At 54.7% G+C, this 23,642-nt stretch carries 20 protein-coding genes; 10 read left to right on the plus strand and 10 right to left on the minus strand.

Annotated elements, in window-relative coordinates:
* Positions 1-11: 11 nt before the first annotated feature.
* The 6 genes from tgt to OLX77_RS04100 all read right to left on the minus strand — a co-directional run bounded on the left by tgt (position 12) and on the right by OLX77_RS04100 (position 6,211).
* Positions 12-1,124 (minus strand): tRNA guanosine(34) transglycosylase Tgt, encoded by a 1,113-nt coding sequence (gene tgt / locus OLX77_RS04075; protein ID WP_307632314.1) that lies wholly within the window; start codon positions 1,122-1,124, stop codon positions 12-14.
* A complete protein-coding gene (gene rph, locus OLX77_RS04080; protein ID WP_307632315.1) occupies positions 1,124-1,825 on the minus strand; it encodes a ribonuclease PH in 702 nt (233 codons plus the stop codon). Before rph ends, tgt begins: the two co-directional genes overlap by 1 nt.
* A 183-nt stretch (positions 1,826-2,008) precedes the next feature.
* Positions 2,009-3,103 carry a M24 family metallopeptidase gene (locus tag OLX77_RS04085; protein WP_307632316.1) on the minus strand — a complete coding sequence of 365 codons (1,095 nt, stop codon included), beginning with the start codon at positions 3,101-3,103 and terminating at the stop codon, positions 2,009-2,011.
* 7 nt (positions 3,104-3,110) lie between these two features.
* Positions 3,111-3,371 (minus strand): hypothetical protein, encoded by a 261-nt coding sequence (locus OLX77_RS04090; protein WP_307632317.1) that lies wholly within the window; start codon positions 3,369-3,371, stop codon positions 3,111-3,113.
* Positions 3,372-3,420: 49 nt separating this feature from the next.
* Entirely contained in the window at positions 3,421-4,026 is a 606-nt protein-coding gene (locus OLX77_RS04095; RefSeq protein ID WP_307632318.1) for a DUF6657 family protein, read from the minus strand.
* Positions 4,027-4,120: 94 nt separating this feature from the next.
* Complete coding sequence (locus tag OLX77_RS04100; RefSeq protein ID WP_307632319.1) at positions 4,121-6,211, minus strand: bifunctional aldolase/short-chain dehydrogenase; 2,091 nt, start codon at positions 6,209-6,211, stop codon at positions 4,121-4,123.
* A 226-nt stretch (positions 6,212-6,437) separates the two neighbouring features.
* On the opposite strand from OLX77_RS04100, the gene dnaG reads away from it, so the two are divergent.
* The 4 genes from dnaG to topA all read left to right on the plus strand — a co-directional run bounded on the left by dnaG (position 6,438) and on the right by topA (position 13,562).
* Positions 6,438-8,207 (plus strand): DNA primase, encoded by a 1,770-nt coding sequence (gene dnaG / locus OLX77_RS04105; RefSeq protein ID WP_307632320.1) that lies wholly within the window; start codon positions 6,438-6,440, stop codon positions 8,205-8,207.
* Positions 8,208-8,283: 76 nt separating this feature from the next.
* Positions 8,284-9,900 (plus strand): RNA polymerase sigma factor RpoD, encoded by a 1,617-nt coding sequence (rpoD, locus tag OLX77_RS04110; RefSeq protein ID WP_307632321.1) that lies wholly within the window; start codon positions 8,284-8,286, stop codon positions 9,898-9,900.
* A gap of 198 nt (positions 9,901-10,098) precedes the next feature.
* Positions 10,099-11,214, plus strand: a complete 1,116-nt coding sequence (dprA, locus tag OLX77_RS04115; RefSeq protein WP_307632322.1) for a DNA-processing protein DprA — start codon at positions 10,099-10,101, stop codon at positions 11,212-11,214.
* Positions 11,215-11,270: 56 nt separating this feature from the next.
* Entirely contained in the window at positions 11,271-13,562 is a 2,292-nt protein-coding gene (gene topA / locus OLX77_RS04120; protein ID WP_307632323.1) for a type I DNA topoisomerase, read from the plus strand.
* A gap of 7 nt (positions 13,563-13,569) precedes the next feature.
* On the opposite strand, the gene OLX77_RS04125 is transcribed toward topA, so the two are convergent.
* Complete coding sequence (locus OLX77_RS04125) at positions 13,570-14,346, minus strand: YdcF family protein (protein WP_307632324.1); 777 nt, start codon at positions 14,344-14,346, stop codon at positions 13,570-13,572.
* Between the two features lie 175 nt (positions 14,347-14,521).
* Here OLX77_RS04125 and OLX77_RS04130 point away from each other — a divergent pair, with 175 nt between their 5' ends.
* Positions 14,522-14,875 (plus strand): flagellar basal body rod C-terminal domain-containing protein, encoded by a 354-nt coding sequence (locus tag OLX77_RS04130; RefSeq protein WP_307632325.1) that lies wholly within the window; start codon positions 14,522-14,524, stop codon positions 14,873-14,875.
* On the opposite strand, the gene OLX77_RS04135 is transcribed toward OLX77_RS04130, so the two are convergent.
* The 3 genes from OLX77_RS04135 to lepB all read right to left on the minus strand — a co-directional run bounded on the left by OLX77_RS04135 (position 14,865) and on the right by lepB (position 17,996).
* Entirely contained in the window at positions 14,865-16,169 is a 1,305-nt protein-coding gene (locus OLX77_RS04135; protein ID WP_307632326.1) for a dihydroorotase, read from the minus strand. The two genes, OLX77_RS04130 and OLX77_RS04135, sit on opposite strands and share 11 nt — an antisense overlap.
* A 1-nt stretch (position 16,170) precedes the next feature.
* Positions 16,171-17,103 carry an aspartate carbamoyltransferase catalytic subunit gene (locus OLX77_RS04140; RefSeq protein WP_307632327.1) on the minus strand — a complete coding sequence of 311 codons (933 nt, stop codon included), beginning with the start codon at positions 17,101-17,103 and terminating at the stop codon, positions 16,171-16,173.
* 272 nt (positions 17,104-17,375) lie between these two features.
* Positions 17,376-17,996, minus strand: a complete 621-nt coding sequence (gene lepB, locus OLX77_RS04145) for a signal peptidase I (RefSeq protein ID WP_371877492.1) — start codon at positions 17,994-17,996, stop codon at positions 17,376-17,378.
* A 476-nt stretch (positions 17,997-18,472) separates the two neighbouring features.
* Here lepB and pilM point away from each other — a divergent pair, with 476 nt between their 5' ends.
* The 5 genes from pilM to OLX77_RS04170 all read left to right on the plus strand — a co-directional run bounded on the left by pilM (position 18,473) and on the right by OLX77_RS04170 (position 23,475).
* The gene (gene pilM / locus OLX77_RS04150) at positions 18,473-19,570 is read left to right on the plus strand and encodes a type IV pilus biogenesis protein PilM (RefSeq protein WP_307632329.1); all 1,098 of its coding nucleotides are present in this window, start codon (positions 18,473-18,475) and stop codon (positions 19,568-19,570) included.
* Between the two features lie 4 nt (positions 19,571-19,574).
* The gene (locus tag OLX77_RS04155; RefSeq protein WP_307632330.1) at positions 19,575-20,126 is read left to right on the plus strand and encodes a PilN domain-containing protein; all 552 of its coding nucleotides are present in this window, start codon (positions 19,575-19,577) and stop codon (positions 20,124-20,126) included.
* 20 nt (positions 20,127-20,146) lie between these two features.
* Positions 20,147-20,797, plus strand: a complete 651-nt coding sequence (locus OLX77_RS04160) for a type IV pilus inner membrane component PilO (RefSeq protein ID WP_307632331.1) — start codon at positions 20,147-20,149, stop codon at positions 20,795-20,797.
* Positions 20,798-20,863: 66 nt separating this feature from the next.
* Positions 20,864-21,382: a hypothetical protein gene (locus OLX77_RS04165; RefSeq protein WP_307632332.1), complete on the plus strand. Its 519-nt coding sequence runs from the start codon at positions 20,864-20,866 to the stop codon at positions 21,380-21,382.
* On the plus strand, positions 21,382-23,475 hold the full coding sequence (locus OLX77_RS04170; RefSeq protein WP_307632333.1) for an AMIN domain-containing protein: 2,094 nt from the start codon (positions 21,382-21,384) through the stop codon (positions 23,473-23,475). Before OLX77_RS04165 ends, OLX77_RS04170 begins: the two co-directional genes overlap by 1 nt.
* The last annotated feature ends 167 nt before the right edge of the window (positions 23,476-23,642 follow it).

Consider the following 23,642-nt stretch of genomic DNA (forward strand, 5'->3'; position numbering starts at 1 on the left):
TGCGCCCTATTTTACTCCACCGTCCGCTTGGCATAAAACTCCTGGCGAAACTGGGCGAAACGATCTTCTTCAATGGCCTTGCGGATCCTGGCCATGAGTCCCACATAATAATGCAGATTGTGGATGGTATTGAGCTGCGAAGAGAGAATCTCCCTGGCCATGAAAAGATGCCGCAGATAGGCCCGGGAATAATGACGACACGTATAGCAATCGCACTCCTCATCCACGGGCCGCTGGTCATCCTGATGGCGAGCGTTTTTTATAACAAGCCTGCCGCTTGAAGTAAAGAGCATTCCGTTTCTGGCATTTCGCGTGGGCATGACGCAATCAAACATATCGATGCCGCGATAGACCGCTTCCACCAGATTCTCCGGGGTCCCAACCCCCATGAGATAACGGGGATAATCGGCGGGCATCAGGGCGGCGATCTCTTCGGTGATCTCCATCATCAGCTCGGCGGGCTCACCGACGCTCAACCCCCCCAGGGCATAACCGTCGAAGCCGACCTCCACCAGCTCTTCCACCGCCTTGGCCCGAAGATCCGGATACATGCCGCCCTGGATGATGCCGAAGAGCAGCTGCCCGCGTTCCTTATGGGCGGCGCGGGAACGTTTGGCCCAACGCCCGGTGAGATCGGTGGAGGCAATGGCCTCTTCGCGGGTGGCCGGGTAAGGAATGCAGGTGTCCAGACACATCATGATGTCGCTTCCCAGAGCCTCCTGCACAGCCACGGCATCCTCCGGGCTCAGAAAAAGCTTGCTGCCGTCAAGATGGGATTTGAAGGCCGCGCCTTCCTCGGTGATCTTGGTGAGATCCTTGAGGCTGAAGATCTGAAAGCCGCCGCTGTCGGTGAGGATGGGCTGGTCCCAGTTCATAAATTTATGCAAGCCGCCAAAGCTGCGGATCAGCTCGTGTCCGGGACGAATATAGAGATGGTAGGTGTTGCCGAGAATGATCTGGGCGCCCAGCTCTTTGAGATTTTCCGGGGTCACGCCCTTGACCGTCGCCTGGGTGCCCACCGGCATAAAGACCGGGGTCTGCACCGTGCCGTGCAGGGTGCGCACCTCGCCGCGGCGGGCCGCGCAATCGCTGGCTTGACTATGCAGGGTAAAAGGAGAGGTCATCACTGGGCCCACAAGGTAAACAACTCATCGATGCCCTTGCGGGCCAGGACTGCCATCTTGCCGAAATCCTCGGGCCAGAAGGGCTTGCCCTCGGCGGTGCACTGGGTTTCCACCCAACGGCCATCCCCGGTCATGACGAAATTCGCGTCCACCTCGGCCGTGGAATCTTCACTATAATCAAGATCAAGCAGGGCTTGACCGTCAACGATACCAGCGCTGATGGCTGCCACCGGCAGGATCTCCACCATTTTGGCCAACCCCCCCTCCCGGTGCATGCGGGTAATGGCATCCCGCATGGCAATGGCCGCCCCGGTGATCGAGGCGGTGCGGGTGCCGCCGTCGGCCTTGAGCACATCGCAGTCCACCCGCAGGGTCACCTCGCCCAACAGAGCGAGATCAACCATGGTCCGCAGCGACCGGCCCAAGAGGCGTTGGATCTCATAGGTGCGACCGGATCTGCCCTTGGCCGCCTCCCGTTGCATGCGGCTGCTGGTCGAACAGGGCAGCATACCGTATTCCGCCGTGATCCATCCCTGCCCTGTGCCCCGCAAAAATGGGGGAACACTGGGTTCCATGGTAACAGCGCAGCACACCTGGGTGCCGCCCATGGTTATGAGGAGCGAGGCATAGGCCTGGGGCTGAAAGCCTTTTTCAATAGTAATCGGCCGCAGCGCATCCGCTGCCCGTTGATCGTTTCGCATGATTAGATTCCTGAAAAGAATGAAAAGGATGAAAAGGATGTTTGTGAGATGGTCTCGTTAAAACTGGCCTTCGACAGACTCAGGCCGAGCAGTGCCAGCGGCGACGGAAGTTGTCGTAACATATTGATGTTCCGTTCGTGCTGAGCCTGTCGAAGCACCTGCTTAGAGTAAATTCCAAATTGTTTACAGCTCCAGAAAGGTGGTGTCCCGATTCAACACCCTGCACCCCTCTTTTTCAACCACCGCCATGTTTTCCAGACGGATGCCGCCCCAATCCGGGATATACACCCCCGGTTCCACCGTCACCACCATCCCTGCGGCAAGGGGCTTGCGATTCCGGTAGTTGAGCGAGGGTCCTTCGTGGACATTGAGTCCCACCCCGTGCCCCAGGCCGTGGCCGAACCGCTCGCCTAAGCCCGCCCGTTCGATCACGCTCCGGGCAATCTTGTCCACCGCCATCCCGCTTATCCCGGCGCGGAGGCTATTGAGCCCGGCCAGTTGCGCCTTGCGCACCAAGCGAAACAACGCGACTGTTTTTTCGTCCGGGGTCCCCAGTACCACGGTGCGGGTCATGTCCGAGCAATAGCCGTCCAGCACGAGACCCATGTCGATGACAATGGTTTCCCCTGTGGCCAGAGGCCGGTCGGAAGGAACCGCATGGGGCAGAGCCGCATTGGGTCCGGAGGCGACGATGGTCTCGAAACTCGGCCGCTCCGCACCCTTGAGCCGCATGGTATTTTCTATGGCCTGGGCCACCTCTTTCTCGGTCCGGCCCGGCCGCAAGGTGCGGTAGATCTCCTGAAACACCGCTTCGTTGAGGAGCACTGCCCGTTCGATTCGGGCCAACTCCGCTGCATCCTTTTCCAGCCGCAGCTCCTCGATAAAACCGGTGAGCGGCTCAAGCTCCACCTTGAGACTGTCCGCCAGCTTGGCCAGGGTCTGGGAGGTGGAGTGGAGAAAATAATGGCTCTCAAAGGCCAAGCGCTTGATGCGGTGCCTCTTGAGCAACAAGCGCAGCAGGGGAAAGAGCCCGCGGGGATAGAGCTTGACCCGGAACCCCGCGGCCTCTTGTTCCGCCTGCAGCGAAAAGCGGGAGTCGGTGAGGAGATAGGGCTCGCCCTCGCTGGGGATGAGCAGGACGCCGGCGCTCTCGTTGATCGCATGATCCCTGGCCGTATACCCGCTCAAGTACCTTCGGTTTTCCGGCTGGGTCACCAGGATGGCGTCAAGCTGGCGCCGCTTGAGCCGGCGCCTGATTCGCGCAAAGGCTTCCCGCATCGGCGCCTCAGTGCATGAAGTGGACAAAGACCTTGACCCCGAAGCGGAAGAGCTTGCCATGCAACCCCTGAATGGACAGAGCAAGATCGGCCTGCCCGAAATCCACCTGGTAACGGAACGGCTTGTCCAGCACGGTGAGGAAAGCGAAACACGGCTTGTTGTAGCGCGCCTCTGCCCCTGCCGCGTACCAGTCCTTAAACCTTTTTTCAACCTCGGGCAGATCCTTGGGATCGGCCTCTTCCACATCAAGCCAGATTTCTGCTTCCACGCCTTTCTCCTTTACCTGCCGTACCCTGTGCCTTTCCCGCAATCTCCGATTAGGGAGCAACCTCCATGACCAGATGCTGTTCGACCAAATCCTTTAACTGCTGCAGAGCCTTGCCGTACTGTTCGTTGAGCTGATCTTGAATCCGGGCCCATTCCTCCTGAAACTTCGGGTGCTGGGAGGGTTGCAACTTCATGGCCCTGCCGGTCTGTTTGGCCAGATTCTGTTCCATCATCGCCAGCTGTTGGCTGAACTGGGCTTCCAGCTGTTCTCGCAGCTGGAGGCCATGCTGCCGGTAGCCATCGAGAATCTTTTTCAGTTCCGCCAAAATCTTGAGCAACTCGCCATCTCCCTGCCCGATTTCAACCAGACCATGCATGGCTTTATCTGCCACCTCCTGCTTTTCCACCTCCCGGACCAGAAAAATATTGCGCAACAGGGACTGCACCGCCCCTTTCCGGACAGGACCTTTTTCCGCCGGCGGCAGGGCAGCAAGCCTTTCTCCCAAGCCTACCCCCTCGCCCCGCATGTAGGCAGCGCCAAGGCGCATGCCCTCCTTGACCTGTTCCTCGGCAAGATAATTGTCATCTTCTGGACCGGCAGCCATCCGGGCCGCCCGTTCCATCACCATGTCCATGGTACTTTTTATTTCCGCCACGGAATACCGCCTCCTTGATTCTTCATTTTTTTCACCTGTACCTCTGGCAAACATACACCAAGGGTTCGACCATTTCCAGCCCTGTGTTTTTTCTTTATCGCGGGAAGGCAGCCATGATCCCGCCATCCACGGGCAGGGTAGCGCCGGTGGTGGGGGTCTGTTCGCTGGCGAAAAAAACCACCGCGTTCCCGACATGGTCGGCATGCACTGTGGTTTTCAGGAGATTGCGCTGGCGATAGTAATCCTTAAGCCCTTCCGGATCGAGATTGCGGGAGCGCATCCGCTCCGGCCCGATCACGTCCCAGAGCCCGGAGGAAACGCCCGCATCATCAAAAATCGCATCGGCATTGATCATATTCACCCGCACCCCGAACTCGGCCAATTCCAGGGCGGCGATCTTGCCCAGCTGGTGGGCCCCGGCCTTGGAAGCGCTGTAGGCGCCAAAGGACGCGCCCGGGGCGAAGACGTTTTTCGAGCTGTTGATCACAATGGAGCCGCCGGTACCCTGGCGCCGCAGAATCGGAATCACCCCCTTGATCACCTGAAACACCCCCAGGCAATTGACCTCCATGACCTGCCGGAATGCCGCCTCGCTGAGGTCCGCAAGCTTCGCCACATGGGCGATGCCAGCGTTGGGCACCAGGATATCAAGACCGCCGCACTCCATGACCAGCTGCGCCAAGCCAAGCCGCACCGACTCTTCGCTGGTAACATCCATGAGCAGCGGCGAAACCAGACGGCTGCCAAAGGTGTCGGCCAGATTATGGCACACCGCCTCCAACCGTTCCTGGTTGATATCGGTCATAAAGACCCTGGCCCCGGCCTCCAGGAGCTTGCGGCCGATCCCCATGGCAATGGCCCCGCCCCCGCCGGTCACCAGGGCAGTCCTGCCCTCGAGGGCCTTGGGCTTTGCCTTGCCCAGCTTGGCCTGCTCCAGCGCCCAGTATTCCATATCAAAAATAGAGTCCGCTCCGAGTTCGCGGTAGGGGCCAAGCCCTGCGCCCCGTAACTTCGCGGTGAGGGTGTGTTCGGCAATATCCGCGGCGATGCCGGCGTCCTTCTGACTGAAACCGGCCGCGACCAGCCCCAACCCAGGGACGAGAATAACCCGGGGCATGGCATCAAGCTTGGTGCGGCTGACCGCTTTCGCCGCCACCTGCTCGGCAAAGTACCGGTCATATTCCTCCTGGTATCGTCCAAGTCCTGTCTGTACCGCAGCCAAAGTCCCTTCCTCATCCAGCCCTCCGACCTCCAGCCATAAGGGGTAATTCTTGGTCCGAATCACATGGTCCGGGGTGAGGACCCCGTTGACGAAAAGCTCTTGGGCGTCCGGGCGGAAAAGAGCGGCCAGGATTTCTTTATTCTGCCGGACCGCCAACTGCATGGTCCTCCTCCGTCCCGAGTCCTCCACAAAGCTCAACCCCCCACGCAGGATGGGCAGCAGCAGCGAAGGTTGGACCAGCCCCGGGTCGACCGCCTCTCCGGCGGATGCCCCGGGGCCGCGTTCGGCAAGATACGCCTCGGCCCGGCTCACATAGTCGATCATTCGGTCGTAGGCGGTTTTCGCGTCGTCGCCAAAGGTGAAGATGCCGTGATTGGCCAGGATAATACAGTCGATTTCGGGCCGGCTTTCATAGAGTTCGGCCATGGCTCTGGCCAGGGGCAGACCCGGCATGATAAAGGGCAGGATCGCGATGTTTGTCCCCAGCGCCTCGTGTAACTGCTTTGCCCCGTCTTCCCGGTTGCTCAGGGTGACAATGGCATCGGCATGGGTATGATCGATGAAGCGGTGGGGCAAAAAGGCATGCACCAGGGTCTCGATGGAGGGATTGGGAGAGGCGGCGTCAAGGAGATGGGTACGAAACTGGTTGACCATCTCCGCATCGCTTAAGTCCTGCACCTGCCGCAGCTTGCGCAGATAGGCGAGATCGAGGGCGGGGAACCCCTGGGGGGCAATGACCCCCAGATCCCAGCCGCTCCCCTTGATATAGAGGATCTCCTGCTCTTCCCCGACCAGGTTGGTAATGACCCCCTTCACCGAGGTGTTCCCCCCGCCGTGCAGCACCAAATCTTCTTCCGCTCCGAGAAGCCGCGAGGTATAGACCCTGAGGGCTAGTTCCGCTGGGCACTGGGGATAGGCCCCGACAAAGGCCTGGGCCTCTTTTTCCTCATAACGGTTTTTCATCAACAATTTCTCCTGCACACTCCCGACCAAAAAGCCGAAAAAAGTTCTCAATGGTTTAATTATTTAATAAAATCTTTACATCAAAAACGACCTAAAAAGTTGACTTTTCTACGTTTTTTGCTTGACACCCCCCTCAGATGGATTACAGAGAAAGTTGGGGTGTATCATACCTCAGTTGTTTTCGATCGTGTACCTTTCCTTTTGCTGAAGGAGTCTTTTTGCCCGTATGGCCGTGAATCAGGGAGACGATACTGTCCAGCTCATCAAGGACGCCGCAGACATCGCCGAGATCATCGGCGAGCATGTCTCCCTCAAGCGCGCCGGCACCAACCTTAAAGGGCTCTGCCCCTTTCATTCCGAAAAAACGCCTTCCTTCACCGTCAACCCCGATCGCAAAACCTACCACTGCTTTGGTTGCGGCGAAGGCGGAGACGTCTTCAGCTTCATGATGAACTTTCACCACCTGAGCTTTGTCGAGGCGTTGAAAGAACTGGCCCGCAAATACCAGATCGCCCTGCCGGAAAAACCGCTGAATCCGCAAGAGCTTGAAAAAGCCCAAAAGCGGGAGGCAATGCAGGCTGCCAATGAGAAAGCGGCAGAGCTCTTTCATCAGCTCTTGCTCTCCGATGCAAGCGCCAAAAAAGCCCGGGAATATCTTGAACAACGGGGTATTTCTGAGGAAATCAGCAAAGAGTTCCGCCTTGGCTTTGCCCCGGACAGCTGGAATTTTCTCGTCAACACCCTGCCCAAACAGAACATTACCCCGGACGCGGCCAAAGAAGCCGGCCTGATCGTACCCAGGGACAACGGCGGCTTTTATGACCGTTTCCGCAACCGGGTCATGTTTCCCATTGTCGGCCTGACCGGCAGGGTCATCGCCTTTGGCGGCCGCATTCTGGACGACGGCCAGCCCAAGTACATGAACTCGCCGGAATCCCCGGTCTTTGACAAAAGCCGGACCCTCTTTGGCCTCTTTCAGAATCGGGAGCACATCCGCCAGGCAAAAAACTGCCTGGTGGTGGAAGGCAACTTCGACCTGATATCCCTGGCCGTGCATGGGGTACGCAATGTGGTCGCCCCCCTGGGCACCGCGTTGACCCAGGCCCAGATCCGCTCACTGAAGGGGTACACCGACGAGGTGATCCTGCTTTTTGACGGTGATCAGGCAGGACTCAAGGCCGCCATGCGCTCGGTCCCGCTTTTTTTAAGCGAACAGGTTACGGCCCGAATCGCCGTATTGCCCGAGGACCATGATCCGGACACCTTTGTCCGGGAATTCGGCCGGGAGGGCTTAGACAAACATCTGAAAACCGCCATGCCGCTGCCGGAGTTTGTTTTTGACAAACTCGTCGCCCAATATGGCGCAAGCGTGGCCGGCAAGGCAAAGATCGTTGCCGAGCTGCAGGAGTTGATCAAGGCCATTGGCGATCAACATCTCCAGCGCACCCTCTTTGTCTCGCATTTCGCCAAAAAACTCGGCTTGAGCCCGCAGCAGCTGCTCGCTGGGGTTATCCTCCCGCCGCCGGCAAACAGCCAAGCAGCAAAAAGCAAGGCTGGGCAGGGTAAGGGTGAGGCCCCGCTCCCCATGAAGCAACGCCAGCTGCTTGAATTTCTCTTGGCCTACCCGGAATATCTCCCCGCCTTTCTTGAGGCGGGTCTCGAAGAGATCATCATGAACCGGTTCGGCCTTGCCATTCTCCATCTGCTTAAAAAGCAGCCGGACCTCTCGGGCGGCTCTGAACAGCTCCTTGAACTTGCCACCGGCCCTGAACGGGCTTTTATTTCCGAACTGCTCATTTCCACGCCCTCGCATTCCGAAGAGATGAAGGAACAGATGGCCCAGGAAATGCTCAGTTGGCTAACCTCTTCCAGCCTGAAGGCAAAAAAAGAACGGCTGATGCAGCAGATCAGCGAAGCCCAGCAGACCCAAAATGAACAGCTCCTGCTGGAGCTGATGAGCAAAAAAATCCAGATGGACGAGGCCCTGCATTCTTAGGGCCGGTACTCCTTTTCGACAGCTTTTGTATAAGTTAAAGAGGTGGGGCGAATTAACTTAGGAGGGTGAAAAAGCTATGGCGAGTCACGAGAAAGGAAGCAAACAAGCACGGATTACCGCAGCCAAAGAAGTGGAAAGCGTTCTGCTGGCCGACGAGGCTTTGCTCGAAAGTGGGGGGGAAGGGGAAGAGGAAAGCAGCTGGTCGGTTGAGCGGCCGAATAATCTGACCGCCATTTTTGATCTGGATCTGGATGCAGAGTCCGATCTGGAGGAAAGCCTGCACCCCATCGACCAGGATGATGAGAGCCCTGGCGGAGGATTGATTACCAAGGCCCGCGACCTTTCCGGAAACCAGCTTGATCCGGTCAAAGCGTATCTCCAGGAAATGGGATCTGTCGGCCTGCTTTCTTCGGAGGCGGAAACCGACATCGCCAAGAAGATCGAAGACGGGGAAAAACTTATCCAGGACACCCTCCTCACCACGCCCCTGGCCGTTGAATATCTGCGCGAAGTGGCGGACAAAATGCTCGCGGGGAAACGAAGCATCGCCGATATTTTGCGCGGTCTCGATGAAACAAACAATCAGGCCAATGAAGAAAAAAAGGAGCACTTCCTCTGGCAGATCAGTGAAGCGCACCGGCTCAACGAAGAGCTCTCGGCCTTCCGTCTTGATCTGCTTGCTCCGGCAATAACCAAGGCGGAAGCCCAGAAGATCAGGATCCGCATCAAACGCAACACCAAGGCGATCGCCAAACTTTTCGAACACGACCGCTTCAGTGCCAAACATCTCTCCGCCATCATCAGCCGGTTGCGCAAACAAGGAGCCAAACTTACTCCGCCAGCCCAGATCAGGGAAGACGCAATCAAGTACCCTCTCTTTTTGCAGGGCTGCATCAAAACACATGGCATCGACCATGAATCCCTGAACACCCTGCTGGGAGAAATCACCGACGGAGAAAAGACCAGCCGTGAATCAAAAAATGCCTTGGTGCAGGCCAACCTGCGGCTGGTGGTCAGTGTCGCGAAAAAGTATGCCAATCGAGGGCTGCAGCTGCTCGACCTTATCCAGGAAGGCAACATCGGCCTGATGAAGGCGGTGGAAAAATTCGAATACCGGCGGGGCTACAAATTCAGTACCTATGCCACCTGGTGGATCAGACAGGCGATCACCCGGGCCATTGCCGACCAGGGCCGGACCATTCGCATCCCCGTGCACATGATCGACACCATCAACCGTCTTCTCAAGGGCGCCAAGGATTTTATGCGGGAAACAGGCCGTGAACCCACCCCCGAGGAAATGGCCGAACGGCTCGATATTGATTTGAACAAGGTCAAAAATATCCTGAAGATCGCCAAGGAGCCCCTCTCCCTGGACACCCCCATCGGCAGCAGCGAGGACAGCTATCTTTCCGATTTCATCGAAGATGTGGACTCGCTCTCGCCGGATGAGGCAACCGCCATGGAAAGCCTGCGGGAGAATCTCCGCAACGTCCTGCGCACCCTCTCCCCGCGGGAGGAACTGGTCCTGCGCATGCGTTTCGGCATCGATACCTCGGTTGACCTGACCCTGGAAGAGGTTGGCGACAACTTCGCCGTAACCAGGGAGCGGATCCGCCAAATCGAGGCCAAGGCGCTGAAAAAACTCAAGCACCCCACCCGGCGCAATCTGCTATTCGCCTTTTATAACGATTGAGCGGTTTGCCAGACCGAAGCACAGGACCTTCATTTTATGGAGTCCCGTGCTTCGCTGCCCGCGCCTGACAACAAATTTACCCGCAAGCCAGCAACCATGAGCCCGCTGGCTTGCGCCAGAACAGATCCCCGGTCCGGCTGATGGCTTCTCGGGGCCGAGAGATCTCAAGCCCTTCACCCACATTCCACATGTGCTGACATGGACACCAGACACCAGTGGCTCACCCTTGCCTTTACCCCAGGGCTTGGCCCAGCCACCCTCAAAAAACTTGTCCTGCGCTTCGGCTCCGCCACGCAAATCCTCGCCGCAAGCCGCAAGGATCTTGCGGAATGTTCTTTTTTGCGCAAAGACAGCCTGACATGCCTGTGTGACCAACGAACGATTGCCGCCACCGCGGCGGACAGGGAGCTCCTTCTTTCGGAAAAAACAGGGACAACCCTCCTCTGCTGGAACGATCCGCTCTTTCCGCCAATGCTCAAGGAAATAAACGACCCGCCGTCGTTCCTCCATGTCTTGGGCTCCCCGCAACTTCTCAGCGCTCCGGGCATCGCCATGGTGGGGGCACGGGCGGCCTCATCCTACGGGTTGCAGGTGGCGGAACGGCTGGCCGGCGACTTGGCGCGCCACGACCTTGTCATCACCAGCGGCTTTGCCCTGGGGATTGACACCGCCGCCCACCGGGGCGCATTGACTGCGGGAGGCAAAACCATCGCGGTCATGGGCTGCGGCCTGGATATTGTCTATCCCCGCCAGAACCGGAAACTCCACGAGCAGATCGCGACCCACGGCGCCATCATCAGCGAAACCCCATTGGGCACCCTGCCGGAAGGATTTCGCTTTCCGGCGAGAAATCGGATTATCAGCGGCCTTTCCTTAGGGGTTGTTGTGGTTGAAGCCGCCCACCGTTCCGGAACCCTGATCACCGCGCATCAGGCACTGGAACAGGGGAGGGATGTTTTTGCCATCCCCGGGAGGATTGATTCCCCAAAAAGCGAAGGATGCCACCGCCTGATCCAGGAAGGCGCAAAGTTGGTGCACAGCGTTGCCGATATCCTTGAAGAACTGGCCTTGGCAATCTCTGCCCCTTCGCCAAAAACACTACCACAGGCGCCTCCGCTGCCTGCGGAAGAGGGCAAGGTCTTCGCCCTGCTGGAGGTTTACCCCAGAAATATCGAGGAGATTATTCAGGCAGCCCAGCTCCCGGCCCACAGGATAAGCGAGATCCTCCTGCACCTCGAACTTCAAGGTCTGGTGGCATCTTTACCGGGCAAACAGTACCAAAGGCTTGCAGAACCACATTCGTCCAGTGTATAAGGCCCCTAGAGAAAGAGTCGTAGCTGCGCCAGCTTAACAAAAACGCACAGGACACCATGTCACAATCCCTCATCATTGTTGAATCTCCGGCCAAAGCCCGGACCTTACAGAAATATCTCGGCAAAAACTTTACCGTCAAGGCATCGGTCGGGCATATCATCGATCTGCCGGTTAAAACCCTGGGTGTTGATGTTGCCAATGATTTTGCCCCCCAATACGTCACCATTCGGGGCAAGGGGAAAATCATCAGCGACCTTAAAAGCGCGGCGGAAAAAGCGGACACGATATATCTGGCCCCAGATCCTGACCGAGAGGGAGAGGCCATTGCCCACCATATCGCCGAAATTTTAAAATCCACCCGCAAGCCCATCCATCGGGTTCTCTTCCATGAGCTCACCAAAAAAGCCATCCTCGCCGCCATCGAACAGGCAACCGAGGTCAACCAGCAGCGCTTCGAGGCCCAACAGACCCGCCGCATCCTGGACCGTCTCGTGGGCTACCAGATTTCCCCTTTGCTGTGGGATAAGGTCCGTCGCGGCTTGAGCGCCGGCAGGGTGCAGTCCGTTGCGGTGCGCATGGTCTGTGAACGTGAGCAGGCCATCGAGGCCTTTGTTTCGGAAGAATACTGGTCCATCCACACCACCCTGGAAGGGAAAACGCCCCCACCCTTTGTCGCCCAGCTCGATCAGGCTTACGGCAAAAAAATTGATCTCAAGAAAAACAAGATCGGCACCGACGCTGAGGCCCAAGCCATTGTCGAGGCGGTGGGGAACGCTTCCTTTCTGGTGGAGGGTCTGGAGAAGAAAAAGAAAAAACGCAACCCGAGCCCGCCCTTCATCACCAGCACCATGCAGATGGACGCCAACCGCAAGCTCCGCTTTTCCGCGAAGAAAACCATGACCCTGGCCCAACGGCTCTATGAGGGGATCGAATTGGGCGCCGAAGGCCCCACCGGCCTGATCACCTATATGCGGACCGACTCCACCCGGATCAGCAACGAGGCCCTGGATGAGGCCCGTGCCTATATCACCGAAGCTTACGGGGAACAATTTCTCCCGGCCAAAGCGAACATCTTCAAAACCAGTAAATCAGCCCAGGACGCCCATGAAGCCATCCGGCCCACGGATGTGCGCAATACCCCGGAAAAACTCGCACCCTTTCTGGAAAAGGACATGCTCTCCCTCTACTCGCTGATCTGGAAGCGCTTTGTCGCCTGCCAGATGGCTCCGGCGGAGTATGACCAGACCACCATCACCATGGTCGCCGCCCAAGACTTTATTTTCAAGACCGTGGGCTCCATCATGCGTTTTCAGGGCTTCATGGCCCTGTACGAGGAGGCGGTGGATGAAAGCGCTACTTCGGATGGCACGGAAAGCAACGATGCCACCCTGCCTGATTTAAAAAAAGGCGACACCGTCTCGCTTCTCTCCATCGAACCAAAACAACATTTCACCCAGCCGCCTCCCCGGTATACTGAGGCAACCCTGGTGAAGGCGCTGGAGGAAAACGGCGTCGGCCGACCCTCCACCTATGCCTCCATTCTTTCCACCATTCAGGACAAGGAATACGCGCTCCTGGCCCAACGCAAATTCATGCCCACCGACCTGGGCAAGCTGGTCAACGAACTGCTGGTCGCCCATTTCCCCGATATCCTGGACATTGAATTCACCGCCTCCATGGAGGAAAAACTTGATGAGGTGGAGGCCGGCAACAGTCAGTGGCTGAAGGTTCTGCAGGATTTTTACGGTCCATTCAGCAAAACACTGGATGCGGCCAAAGAGGAGATGAAGTCGATCAAGAAAACGGCCATCCCCACCGACCTCCCCTGTCCGCTCTGTGACGGAAAAATGGTAATCAAGTGGGGGAAAAACGGCGAATTTCTTGCCTGTGAGAAGTATCCGGATTGCAAACACACCCAGGATTTTACCAGAAACGACGAGGGCAAGATCGTGCCCGTCGAGAGGGAACAGCCCGCCGACTCAGGCGAGCTCTGTGAAAAATGCGGCAAGCCCATGGTCTTTAAAAATGGCCGCTATGGCAAGTTTCTCGCCTGTTCCGGCTATCCGGCCTGTAAAAACATCCGCGCCACCAGCACCGGCGTTCCCTGTCCGGAAGAAGGATGTACCGGAGAACTCATCCAGAAGATCTCCAAACGCGGCAAGGTCTTTTACAGCTGCAACCGGTATCCGCAATGCGCTCTCGCCCTGTGGGACAAGCCGGTCAATGAGGTGTGCCCGCAATGCGGCTCTGTATATTTGCTCGAGCGGGAGACGAAAAAAAGCGGCCGGCAGTTGCATTGCCCGAACAAGGAATGCGGGTATACGAAAAAGATCGGCGAGGAAGAATAGGGGGAAATTACAACTTGCCCTGAATCAGATAAGCGGTGTAGCCAACCATCTCGTAAAACATCCAGTAGGTATCCTCCAGGCCATCTCCGGAAGGGACAAAGCTATCCCTGGTTATAGGCCGGTTGTCCCTGGAAACAGACAACAGATCCGGGCTCAGGCCCTGCTTCCGGAAAAGCGCTGCCGCCCGCCGCATATGGTTGGCCGAGGTGATGAGCAAAATCCGCTTGATTCCCTTGCTCTCGCAGTATGCCTTAACGCTTTTTGCCTCAGCCAGGGTATGCCTGACCTTGCCGTGGACCGCGATCTTCTGGGGATCAATCCCCTGCCTTTCCAGGAGATCCAGGAGGATTCTGGTCTCGTGCACGCCCTTGATACTCACGTCACTGAGGAGCAAGGTGTCGGCCAGGCCGCTTTTTATCGCCGCAGCCCCCATGAGGATGCGCGCGGAGCTCTGCCCCAACTGCTGGTAATCGGAGACATATTTGAAGATCTCTTCTTCATTCTCCGCCGCATGCCGCACATACCATTTATAATCAACCATGCCGCCCAGGACCACGGCGGCATCATACCTGCTATGCCGATCCACCGTATCCGCCACCGCCCATCTGGACATGACAATCTGTGAAGTATAAGGGATACTGACCCCATAGAGGTACAGCAGAAGAAAAAGCAGGTTGAGGCGGGTCCGTTCCTTCTTGAACAATAGAATCAGACCGATAAAAAATACAGGGAAGAGCGGATTGAGAAAAAATCGGCCCACATCCTGGAGAGTATAAAAAGGCATGGCAACCCTCATTGTGCAGCATCAGAGTAACAGGCGGCGCATCAGTAAAATTCATCTCAGATATACCTGTAAAACACTCCGATTACCACCTGCAAAATTAAAGCTGCTTGCCAAACCGACCGATAAAGAAATATGATAAGGGATACTTTACGCAAGGACACCAGGAGGCAACCCCATGATTTCCGGCATCCATTCAGCACTTTCCGGCCTGACCGCCATCCAGAAAAAGATTGAATCAAACGCCAATAATGTGGCCAACATCAATACGGATGGCTACAAAAAAACGCGGGTGACCTTGCAGGAAAAGGAGCCTCAGGGCATAGAGGCGGTGGTGCAACAGATCCAAACGGCCGGACCCATGGTGTATGAACAAACGTCCGGGGGAGAAACCCTGATTGAAAAATCCAATGTGGAGTTGAGCGAAGAGTTGCCGAGCATGATGCTCAGCCGCCGATTTTTTCAGGCCAACCTGAAAACCGTGCAGGTGCAAGATGAAATGCTTGGCAATCTACTGGACATCAAGAGCTGAAATCACCCTCCTGGCGCCAGGTTATCTTGCCGTCCATAATAGTCAATACCGCCTTCCCCTGCATCTCCCAGCCAAGAAACGGAGAATTCCTGCTCTTGGAGAGAATGCTCTCCGCAGTGAAAACAAATTTCTTTTCCGGGTCAATCACCGCTATATCCGCCGGCACCCCCACCGAAAGCGTGCCGCCCACCACCCCGAGAATCCTTGCCGGATTCACCGAGAGCAACTCCACCATTCTCCGAGCATCAAGCCGGTTTTCCCGCACCAGCCGCAAGGTTAAGGGCACGGCAGTTTCCAACCCTATTATCCCATTGGCTGCCAGATCAAACTCCATATCCTTGTCAAGCTCGCCGTGGGGCGCGTGATCCGTGGCAATGGCATCCAGGGTCCCGTCCCGCAATGCCTCCAGGATCGCAGCCACATCCGCCTCGGTTCGCAGGGGCGGATTCATTTTCGCCAGGGTATTATAACCATCCACCGCTTTCTCGGTGAGGGTGAAGTAATGGGGCGCTGTTTCCGCAGTAACGGCCACCCCTTTCTTCTTGGCCCGTCTGATCAAAGCCAATGACTCCCTGGTGCTGACATGGGCGATGTGGATAGGCCGCCCGGTGAATTCAGCCAGGGCCAGATCGCGATACACCATGATTTCTTCGGCGACATGGGGAATTCCCCGCAGGCCAAGCCGGGTCGCCAACGGACCATCGTTCATCGCGCCACTCTGACTGAGGGAGAGCTCCTCGGCATGGGAGATAACCAGCAAATCATGGTCCCCCGCATACTCTAAGGCCCGGCGCATAAGCTGGCTGTTGCCCACCGGCAAGCCATCATCGGTTACACCAACCGCCCCGGCCTGCCGCAGTTCGCCAAACTCCGCGAGATGCTCCCCTGTACTCCCACTGCTGATCGCCCCCACCGGATAGACTCGGGCAAAACCGGCTTCCGCTGCCTTCGCGATAATGAAGACGGTCACGGTCTGATTATCATTGACCGGTTTGGTGTTCGGCATGCAAGCCACCGCAGTAAAGCCGCCGGCGGCAGCAGCGCGGGTGCCCGTGGCAATGGTTTCCTTGTACTCCTGGCCGGGTTCACGCAGATGCACATGCATGTCGATCAGCCCGGGCACCACCCATTTCCCCTGCAGGTCATAGACGATTCCGTCTGGCTGCTCGGGAAGAGTGTCTGGCTGGACCACCGCACTTATTTTGCCATCTTCGATCAACACGTCGAGAATCTGATCAATTCCGTTCGCCGGATCGATCACACGCCCATTTTTTAAATGGATCCGTCCGACCATGCTAATCGCCTCCCATTATCAGATATATCAAAGCCATCCGCACAGCCACCCCGTTGGTAACCTGCTCCAGAATAACGGAACGGCGGCCATCGGCAAGCTTGGGATCGAGCTCAACCCCCCGGTTTATCGGGCCAGGGTGCATGATGATCACCTCAGGTTTCGCGGCATCAACCACCTTTTGGGAAACACCAAAAAATTTCGCATATTCGCGCAGGGAGGGAAACAGTGGATCCTGTTGCCGCTCTTTCTGGATCCGCAGGGCCATGATGACATCGGCCCCATCAACCGCCTCCATCACGGACCGGCTGACCTGGGCGCCCAGAGCCTCAATCCCGGGAGGGATCAAGGTCGCAGGCCCACACACGGTAACGGAAGCCCCCATCTTGGAAAAACCGATGATATTTGAATGCGCCACGCGGCTATGGGCTATATCGCCAATAATGGCGATTTTCAACCCCGCGATCTCCCCCTTGGCTTGCCGGACCGTCATCAGGTCGAGAAGCCCTTGGCTTGGATGCTCATGGGTGCCGTCCCCGGCATTGATCACGGAAACATCGACATGATCGGCCAATAATCGGGCCGCCCCTGAGCGGGGATGCCGGAGGATGATGCAGTCCGGATTCATGGCGGCAAGATTGCGCGCGGTGTCGATGAGGGTTTCCCCCTTTACCGTGCTGCTGCCTGAGTTGGAGATATTGAAGGTGTCCGCGCTCATGCGCTTTGCGGCAACTTCAAAAGAAAGACGGGTCCGGGTGCTTGGTTCAAAGAAAAAATTGATGATGGTTTTGCCGCGGAGGGTCGGAACTTTTTTTATGGAGCGGGCAGAGATTTCCTTGAATGATTCAGCCGTCTGTAACACGGCCTGAATATCTTCCGAGGAAAGATCGGCAAGACCAAGGACATGTTTGTGGCTGAATCGGTACTCCGGATCCATACGATTCTTTCCGTTAGATATCAGCGCCAAAGGAGAAAGCCGCCCGCGCCAAAATTTATGAAGGTCGAGTAAAGAGAAAAAGCTCCAGGTCCGTTGCAGACGTAGCCGAGCCAGTGGCTCTCCCGACATCAAAGTGTTCTCTTGAGCAACTGTGTGCATTGCGGCTATGCAACATCTGCACCTCGCGGTAATTTCTTCAATAGAACATGAAAAGCAGCACCGCGTATCAGTACACAATAAAAAAAAGAAACGCCAATGGTCCAGAAGTTTTTTTAAGGAATTATATTACCGATCCGGTTCCAGCGCACCGTAAAATTTTCACTGTCCCATGACCAGTACAGCATAAACGCCTTACCTCTGATGGCCTTGAGATCAACAAATCCCCAAAATCGGCTATCGTGGCTGTTATCCCGATTGTCCCCCATAACAAAAACGGAACCGGGCGGCACTGTTAATGGCGCCATCTCGTCCCTTGGAGAAGGAAGAATCTCGGGGTCCAGATTCACGGCGTTTGGCTCGATAAAAGGTTCTCCGTTGACAAAGACCTTTTTTCTCACAACCTCAACCCGATCTCCAGCAACCCCTACAACCCGTTTGATGAAATCCTGGGAAGGGTTTTGCGGATACTTAAAAACGATAACATCATGCCGCCGGGGGTCATGCACCGCGATCCAGGAGGTCCCATTCAGGGGGTTTTTCACCCCATAGCCGAATTTGTTGACCAGAATATGATCACCAACCAGCAAAGTGGGAATCATCGAGCCGGATGGGATCTTAAAAGCCTGGACCACAAAAGTCCTGATAAAAATCGCAAGCAGCAAGGCAATAATGATTGCCTCGGTATATTCGCGGACAAGAGATTTTTCTGCGACCTTGACAGGAATTTTCTTCAACACGCTTGATCCTCGTCTCACAATCTGTTCATTCAGGGTTACACAAGATCCGTCCAGCGGCACATTGTCGCCCGAAAGATGCCAGCAAAGTAAGCGAAGAGCGAAATAAATACAAGGGGCTGAATGACACTGGCCAAGAAATTCGCTCGAACCCTTCCAAAAACAATCTTTATTGTATCTCAAAAAAAGAAACCACCTGTAGTAGCCGCGACTTATGAAAAACACAACATATCGATATATTTAAGTTTTTTCACCAACCCATTTCCCCCCTCTCTCATTCAACTATTCAATTTTTATGAGAAAAATCCACGATCTACCACTTACTTTATTCTTGACACCATGTTTTTTTTGTGTCTCTAATGCAACAGGATAGATAAAAATATAAGTCAGCAAGAGCAGTTAGAAAGTATTCCGCGCGACAACCGATGTCGGCATGCGGATGTGCACAGCCAGAAAATCTTGGTCACGGGGAGCTCATGGGCAAATCCGGTTTCAAAAAATTACAATTGCCATCCTTGAATATCCCATTTCTTAAAAGGCAAACGCTTTCCGTCGGCCTTGATATTGGCTCCCATGCCGTGAAAATCTGCGAACTGGCGGAAACAGGCACAGGCTATCAGTTGGTCGCCCTGGGCAGCGCTCTGCTCCCTCCCGACTCCCTTGAAGACGGAGCCTTGCAGGATCCGGAAGCCGTAGGCAAGGTAATCACCTCTCTGGTCAACAACCTGAAGATTAAAAATAAAAAAGTCGCTATCTCCATTTCGGGCTATTCCGTCATCGTCAAAAAAATAAATCTCGCCGTGATGACCGAAGAGGAGCTTGAAAAACACATCGAATCAGAGGCGGAACAATATATCCCGTTCGATATTGAAGACGTCTACCTGGATTTCCAGGATTTAAAAACGAACACCGCTTCCGAGCCCCGCACGGATGTAATGTTGGTTGCCGCCAAACGGGATGTTGTGGACGGATATCTCAACATGCTCCGTGCGGCAGGACTGCAACCGGTTGTCGTTGACGTGGATGCCTTTGCTCTGGAAAATGCCTTTGAGGCAAATTTTGGCGTGGCGGACAATGTCGCCCTGGTGGATATCGGCGCCTCCAAAATGAACATCAATATTATCTCCCATGGCGCTTCCATTTTGGCTCGGGACGTTGTCCTTGGCAGCCGCCAGCTGACCGAACAGATTGAAAATCTTTTTGGGGTCAGCTTTGAAGAGGCGGAGGGGCTGAAAACAGGGGAAATTGCCTCGAAAGAAAAGCAAGAGGAGCTTGAAACCCTTTTTGCCAATACCTGCAGTCAATGGGTGACAGAGGTGAAACGGGCCATAGACTTTTATTATTCCAATCATCCGGACGAAACGATTGCAAAAATCGTTCTGAGCGGTGGCGGAGCAAAAATACAGGGACTTCCCGAATTCTTTAAAAAAGAGACGGATATACCGGTCGAAATTTTCAACCCCTTCAAACAAGCAACCGTGGACAGCAGAACCATTGACCCCTCCTATTTGAAAAGCATTGCTCCGGAAATGACTCTTGCGGCCGGTCTGGCGACAAGACCGGTGGAGGTATAGCCGCATGATCCGCATAAATCTCCTGCCGATCAGGCAGCTCAAGAAAAGACAACGACTGAAGACGGAGCTGCTTGGGTTTTGCGCTGCCCTTGCTCTGGTCTTGTTCTTCCTTGCCGGCGGCTGGTTCGCCTTGGCCGGGAAGATAAACACCCTGCAGGATGAGATTGTTACGCTTGAGCAAAAAAAACAGGCCTTCGCGCCCATCCTGAAAGAAATCGAGACCCTGAAAAAAGAAAAGCAGCTTGTAGAGCAGAAGCTGGACTCCATCAAAACACTTCAGGCTGGCGCCAAGGTTACCGTCCGCGTCCTCGATGAGGTGGCCTCTCGCACCCCGACAAGCCGGATGTGGCTCAGCTCCCTGCAACAGTCGACCGGGCGCTTGCAGCTGCAAGGCATCGCCCTGGACAATGAAACCATTGCCCAGTACATGCAACAGTTGGAAGCTTCCGAATATTTTGAAAAAACAGAATTGACCAGCTCTGCCCAGACGGATGTTGCCAAGCAGAAGCTGAAATCATTTTCTCTCACGATTAATGTCATCACACCGAGCAGTTAACACCTTGGGCGGGAGAAGCCATGGCGCTTGACATGAAACAAATACAGGCAGGCTTTGAGAGCTTTCTTGACAGCAAGGTAAGCCGGCTTGACATGAAACAAAAGATGCTGATCGCGGGCGCAACTTGCGTTTTGCCGTGCATAGCTTTCTTTTTTCTTGCATATTCACCGAAAAGCACTGAAATAACCACCCTTGAAGCAAAGAAGTCCGGGATCGAATCGGAAATCCAACGCGTAGAAAAAATTGCAAGTGACCTGAACAAACACAAGGCGGAAATGGCAGAAGTGCAGCGGCAGTTTGCAGAGGCATCACTCCTATTACCCGACCAAAAAGAAATCCCTTCCCTCCTGACAACCATTTCCGGCCAGGCCACCTCCTCTGGGTTGGATGTTCTTTCGTTTAAGCCGCTACCCGAAAAGCCGCAACAATTTTACGCTGAAATCCCTGTAGATATAGCAGTACAGGGGCCATATCATAATGTAGGGGTTTTTCTTGATAGAATCAGCAAGCTTCCCCGGGTTGTCGCCGTGAACAACATTCAAATGGATTCCCCCAAACAAATGGGTGCAGAAATGTCCCTAAAGTCAACATTTCAACTTGTCACCTACCGTTTTCTGGATCCCGCTGAAATTGAAGCCAACACGGGAAAAAATACTCCAGGGAAAAAATAACATATCCACAATATGTGGTTAAACGATTACAGAGATAACCGGTGCATTTGACGAGAACCACTCACTATGACAAATAGCGTCCCTTCAAAAAATATTTTCCTCGCATTAACCTATGCAGTTTGTTTGTGCTTCATAGGCGCAGGGAATATTGCCTCTGCCCAAACCGAGCCTGCCACGCCAAGCTCCACCTCCGAAAATTCGGCTCAATCTTTGGAAACAGCGCTTGCAACCGGGCAACCGCCACCTTTTGTCTATAACCGCGAAAGACCTGATCCCTTTTTCCCGTTTCTCAGCAAGGAAATAATGAAGGCCCAAGCCGAACTTACGGGAACACAAAAATTTGAACCAGGCCAGTTGACGTTGGTTGCCATCGTTTCAGGAAAACGCGGTTTAATAGCCATGGTCCAGGATTCATCCGGCGTTGGCTATGTCCTCCGCAAGGGGACAAAAATTGGAGAAACGGGAAAGGTTGTACAAATAGCCCAAGACAAAGTTATCATCGAGCAATCTCTAAAAAATGTAACCGGTGATGACAGCATAACCCGAAAAATTGAAATGACCTTAAGCAAAGAGGGAGATAAATAATGACACCCCTTACCCGCCTGAAATGTATCCCTGCCGGGCTGATAATATTCTGTTTCCTTTTATCCGGGATCGCTTTTGCTCAAAAAGCAGCTCCCCAAGCAAAAACAGCATATACAATTTCAAGTATCTCTCTTGAGCAGACTGCCGATGGCATGCAGCTCATTGTGCAAGGGCACACTCCGCCCACCTATACAATGTACGAACTCTTCGATCCCCTTCGGATTGTGCTGGACATTGCTGATGCCAAAATCGTTGACTCCGCGTCTATTCCGGCAAATCTGCCACTGGGGCCGGTACAGAGCATTAAAAGCATCGCCTTGACCGATCAGGACCCCGCCATCGCCCGTTTGGAGATTTACCTTGCCGATGACCCTGCCTATACCATTGAAAGAAAGGGAAACAATATTGTTGTCAGTTTTGCAAAGACAATGCCCCTTCCAGCACAACTCACGCAGGCGGTAGCCGAAACTGAGGCAAAGCAACCCCCTGCAACCACTGCTATTCCGTCGCCTCATCCTGCATCATTGCTCCAGGACATTGAGATTGACACCACCAACCCCGCCGAGACCCTCGTTTTTATTAAAACAGACGGCCCGGTCAAAGATTACAAAAAAGCCCATCTCGTTAAAGGCGGTGGTCGCCCGGCCAGAATGTATATCGACATTGCCAATGTCGCCCTGCCAGGCAAGATGTTGCAGCACACGGTTGGAACGGCTTTGGCAAAAATTCGTGCGGCCCAGCACAAATCTGCGGTACGCATTGTTTTTGATTCCGGACTTAACGAGCTCTTCCCCTATGAGGTGGAAAACAGACCCGATGGCTTACTGATCAAAATAGCTGAGTCGTCAACCATTGCCGCTCCAGTCGTTGCCAACCTTCCCCCTCGAGAAGAACCGAAAACTCCCGCGCCCCCTGTTGCCACGGTTAACAAAGAAATGCAGGAACAGCCAATGGTCGCAACAGCGCCCAAAAATCCAGCGCCGCCGGTGGCTGCTCCTGCCGTACACACAGAAATTCAGGAAACCGCTCTGGTCACAACAGCTCCTCCGGCAGAGCTTATTATCCCGAAGATTGCCAGCCTTAAACCAAAGGCAAAAACCACTCCCAAAAAGGCCGTTGTCCCGGCTCCTCCTGCTAAAAAATCTCCTGAAAAGACCCAGGCAGACAGCCTTGGTTTTGCAGGATATGAAACCCAAAAAATCACCGTCGATTTCTTTAAAATTGATCTCCACAACGTCTTCAGACTATTTGGGGAAATTAGCGGGAAGAATATTGTTGTGGATGAAGGAGTCAATGGCACCCTGACCCTGGCACTTACCGATATTCCCTGGGATTTTGCCCTGGACATTATTCTCAACCTCAAGGATTTGCAGAAAGAGGAGCGGTTCAACACCATCGTCATTTCGCCAAAATCCAAACAATTCAACTGGCCCAAAGGCGCAACGGATGCACTGGCCGTCAAAGGGGGCGTAACGGTTGAATCCATTTCCGTAAAACAACGCATTGAGACGCCCACAGGCGTTGTTGAAGCAAAAAACCTGATTCAGCTGGCAACTGCGGCGGAAAAAAGCAACCAATATGAAAAAGCCTTATCTCTGTACGAAGCAGCATTTAAGAACTGGCCAGAAAATGCAATGCTTACAAGCCGTATTGCCTCTCTCTGTCTTACCCGGCTTGGGATGAATGCCAAGGCCGTACACTATGCCAAAGCAACCCTGACCCTTGAGCCGCGCAACGCAGAGGCAGCACTGCAGGCCGCCATTGGTTCGGCGAACATGAAAAATACTGAGGCTGCCAAAGCATACTTTGATCTGGCCATCAGCGGGGATGCGCCTGCGAGCGAGGCACTGATCAGCTATGCTTCCTTTGCCGAAGAATATCAGAGCTATAATGGCGCCTTGGCACTGCTTACCAGACATGAAACCCTGTTCGGGGATACCCTCGACACCCTGGTGGCCAAAGCCCGCATCCTTGACAAACTTGGCCTGTCCGCCCAGGCAGTCGAGGCATACAATACCGTTCTGCTTTCCGGATACACGATCCCGGAAGATTTGCAGCAATTCATCAGAGGCAGAATTGCTGCTGCAAATTAATATACAGGTTGAGGCGTTTTCGGTTTTTACCTGAGATTTGCTGGGCTCGTAAAAAAGGGAACGATGACACAGGTCCGTAACATAATTTAAAAAGTTACAAAGAGACCACTGTTGTAAGCGCGGCTTTTTTGCGATTTCAACAAATTTTCTTTCACCTCAAAAAAGTA

The organism is Thiovibrio frasassiensis (genome assembly GCF_029607905.1).
Lineage (GTDB): Bacteria > Desulfobacterota > Desulfobulbia > Desulfobulbales > Desulfurivibrionaceae > Thiovibrio > Thiovibrio frasassiensis.

Excerpts from the sequence above, each read along its gene's own strand:
- OLX77_RS04125 (WP_307632324.1), bottom strand. The coding sequence starts at position 14,346 with ATGCCTTTTTATACTCTCCAGGATGTGGGCCGATTTTTTCTCAATCCG.
- tgt (WP_307632314.1), bottom strand. The coding sequence starts at position 1,124 with ATGACCTCTCCTTTTACCCTGCATAGTCAAGCCAGCGATTGCGCGGCC.
- dprA (WP_307632322.1), top strand. The coding sequence starts at position 10,099 with ATGGACACCAGACACCAGTGGCTCACCCTTGCCTTTACCCCAGGGCTT.
- OLX77_RS04135 (WP_307632326.1), bottom strand. The coding sequence starts at position 16,169 with ATGGTCGGACGGATCCATTTAAAAAATGGGCGTGTGATCGATCCGGCG.
- pilM (WP_307632329.1), top strand. The coding sequence starts at position 18,473 with ATGGGCAAATCCGGTTTCAAAAAATTACAATTGCCATCCTTGAATATC.
- OLX77_RS04085 (WP_307632316.1), bottom strand. The coding sequence starts at position 3,103 with ATGCGGGAAGCCTTTGCGCGAATCAGGCGCCGGCTCAAGCGGCGCCAG.
- OLX77_RS04160 (WP_307632331.1), top strand. The coding sequence starts at position 20,147 with ATGGCGCTTGACATGAAACAAATACAGGCAGGCTTTGAGAGCTTTCTT.
- dnaG (WP_307632320.1), top strand. The coding sequence starts at position 6,438 with ATGGCCGTGAATCAGGGAGACGATACTGTCCAGCTCATCAAGGACGCC.
- OLX77_RS04100 (WP_307632319.1), bottom strand. The coding sequence starts at position 6,211 with ATGAAAAACCGTTATGAGGAAAAAGAGGCCCAGGCCTTTGTCGGGGCC.
- OLX77_RS04130 (WP_307632325.1), top strand. The coding sequence starts at position 14,522 with ATGATTTCCGGCATCCATTCAGCACTTTCCGGCCTGACCGCCATCCAG.
- rpoD (WP_307632321.1), top strand. The coding sequence starts at position 8,284 with ATGGCGAGTCACGAGAAAGGAAGCAAACAAGCACGGATTACCGCAGCC.
- OLX77_RS04155 (WP_307632330.1), top strand. The coding sequence starts at position 19,575 with ATGATCCGCATAAATCTCCTGCCGATCAGGCAGCTCAAGAAAAGACAA.
- rph (WP_307632315.1), bottom strand. The coding sequence starts at position 1,825 with ATGCGAAACGATCAACGGGCAGCGGATGCGCTGCGGCCGATTACTATT.
- OLX77_RS04165 (WP_307632332.1), top strand. The coding sequence starts at position 20,864 with ATGACAAATAGCGTCCCTTCAAAAAATATTTTCCTCGCATTAACCTAT.
- OLX77_RS04140 (WP_307632327.1), bottom strand. The coding sequence starts at position 17,103 with ATGGATCCGGAGTACCGATTCAGCCACAAACATGTCCTTGGTCTTGCC.
- OLX77_RS04170 (WP_307632333.1), top strand. The coding sequence starts at position 21,382 with ATGACACCCCTTACCCGCCTGAAATGTATCCCTGCCGGGCTGATAATA.
- topA (WP_307632323.1), top strand. The coding sequence starts at position 11,271 with ATGTCACAATCCCTCATCATTGTTGAATCTCCGGCCAAAGCCCGGACC.